Here is a 2,733-nt window from a genome sequence, read left to right on the forward strand (position 1 = left end):
ATCGGCTTGCCGATGGTCGCATTGCCGCTGCCTTCGCTGCCGGCCGCAGCGTCGTGGCTGACGTAGGCCGCAGTGCAGGACACCGTCGCTTCGGTCGGCCCATAGGTGTTGATCAGACGAGTGTGCGCCGGGCGCACCTCGTCCCAGAGCTTGAGCTTCTGCGCCGACAATGCGTCACCTGTGACGTTGATCAGACGCACATGCTGCAGACGTTGCTCAGCAGCCTGCGGCTGGTTGTGCCATTCGGCCACCAGCGTATGCCAGTGTGCGGCGGTCAAGTGCAGGACAGTCGGATTAATCCCGTGGTTTTCAGTCCCTTCGCTGCCGAAGATCTCGCGGCTCGGCGTCAGGGTGGCCCCCGCCAGCAAGGCCGGGAAGATTTCTTCCACCGACAGGTCGAAGTTCAGGGTGTTCTGTTGCAGCACGGTGTCGGTTGGGGATAAGTCAAACAGCCGCGCCGCATCGACGCTGTAGTTGACCAGACCGCGATGCTCGATCATCACGCCCTTCGGATTACCGGTGGAGCCCGAGGTGTAGATCACATACGCCAGATTGCGCACGCCGAGGGCTTCCACCACAGGGTTATCGTCACGCTCGGTAAAGGTTTTGCGCTGATCATCGTCGAGCAACACCAGTGGCAAGGTCAGGGTCGGCAGATATTCCTGCAAGTGACGCTGGGTCATTAACGCCGCTGGCTGGCTGTCTTCGATCATGTAGGCCAGGCGCTCGGCAGGGTAAGCCGGGTCCAGCGGCACATAAGCGGCACCGGCCTTGAGCACACCGAGCAGGCCGACCATCATTTCCACGCCGCGTTCGACGCAGATCGCCACCCGATCATCCGGGCCGATGCCCAGGCCGATCAAGTGATGAGCCAGACGGTTGGCCTGACGGTTCAATTCGGCATAGCTCAGGCGCTGCGCCTGGAAAGCCACGGCGATGGCATCCGGTTGCGTGCGGACCTGTGCTTCGAACAGGTGCTGAATGCACAGGTCCGTCGGGTAGTCCTGGCGGGTCTGGTTGAAGGTCTCCAGCAGCAGGTTGCGCTCGGCGGCGGGCAGCACATCCAACTGCGTAACTTCCTTCTGTGGTGTGTGCGCCAGCGCGTCGGTCAATTGCTCCAACGCACACTGCATCATGGCGCACAGGCGTTGCGGATCCGCAGGTTGCACACTGTGTATCAACAGGCCCAGGTCACTGCCGTAATCGTTGACCGACAAGCACAGCGGATAGTTGGTGCGCTCGGCGCTGTCGAGCAGGCGCAGGCCCGGCCATTGCAACTGGCTGTCCTCGTTCTGGTGCCGGTAGTTGAGCAGGCTGGAGAACAACGGCACACCCGTGGCCACGCTACTGCAACGCTGGGCCAGGGCCAATGATGCCTGCTCGTGGCTCAGTAACTCGCTGAGATCACGGTGGGTGGCCATGACCAGTTCCTGGACGCTTTGCGTGGCCAGTTGCACGCGGACCGGCAGGGTGTTCATGAACATGCCCATGGCCCGCTCGGCGCCTAACGTACCTTGCAGACGGCCGGTGACCGCGGTGCCGAACACCACATCATCGCGACCGGTACAACGTGCCAGCACCTGAGCCCAGGCGACATGGAACAGCACCGCCGGGGACATGCCGCGCTCCCGGGCCTGAGTCCGGATACGTGCGCAGAGGTCACTGCTCAATGCCAGTTCGGACTCTTCGACGTCATTGCCGTCGCCCTGAACTTCCAGCAGTTCGAACGGAGCGGTGGGTGAATCGACATCGGCCAGGCGGCCGGTGAAGTAAGCTTCGTGAGCACTGGAAGGGCTGGCGAGGGTCTGTGCGACAAACTCCCGATAAGGCTGCGGTGGCAGCAGTTCTGCGCTCTGGCCTCGCATCAACAGGCGAATTTCTTCGAGTATCAGTTCCAGGGTGACATGGTCGCTGATCATGTGGTGATCAATCAGCGCCAGTAACCAACGTTCCGAGTCTGGGTCGCGAGCAATGTAGGCCAGCAGCAGCGGGGCCTGTCGCAGATCAAGGCGCAGACGACCTGGATCACTTAGACGATCCAGCTGGCTGAGTGCGTCTTCATCCGGCCTCAGGGTGAGGGTATGGATCGGCAATTGCGCCTGGCGGTGCACCACTTGCACCGCTTGCGGCAGGCCGACCCAATGCACTGAACTGCGCAGGACATCATGGCGGTCGATAACCGTTTGCAGGCCCTCAAGAAAGGCGTCAAGGCGCGCACGGCTGTCGAACTCGATCGTCGAGCGCACCAGGTAGGCGTCGCGTTCAAGATTCAGCAGGTAATGGAACAGAATGCCTTCTTGCAGCGGTGCCAGCGGGTAGATGTCCTGGATATTGGCGGCTCCGCCTGGAACCGCGGAGGCGATCAGTTCAATCTGATCGACGCTCAGTTCCACCAGCGGCAACATGTCTGGCGTCAACTGCGTGCAATGGGCCGGAATGCGGTTGGCCGGCGCCCGGAACAGGGCTTGTTTTTCCTGGCTGATGGCCAAGGCCATTTCACGCACGCGGGGCGCAGTGAATACAGTGTTTACGTTGAGATTCAGATCCTGCTTGCGCAGACGGTCGATCAGAGAGACGGCCAGCAGCGAGTGGCCGCCGAGTTCGAAGAAGTTGTCGTGACGCCCGACCTGCTCGACGCCCAGCAGGTCTTGCCAGATAACCGCGATCTGCTCCTCGATTTCGCCTTGCGGCGCTTCGTAACCACGGCTGATCAGCGCATCACCGTCCGGGGCT

The 2,733-nt window shown here is 61.7% G+C and carries 1 protein-coding gene; it reads right to left on the reverse strand.

Annotated features, from left to right (window positions below; translation table 11 throughout):
- Positions 1-2,733, reverse strand: a 2,733-nt coding sequence (locus tag QRN50_RS25165; RefSeq protein WP_285427649.1) for an AMP-binding protein, incomplete at both ends; no start/stop codon positions are given.

Source organism: Pseudomonas sp. MEJ108 (assembly GCF_030208985.1).
In the GTDB taxonomy this organism is placed as follows: Bacteria; Pseudomonadota; Gammaproteobacteria; order Pseudomonadales; family Pseudomonadaceae; genus Aquipseudomonas; species Aquipseudomonas fragariae.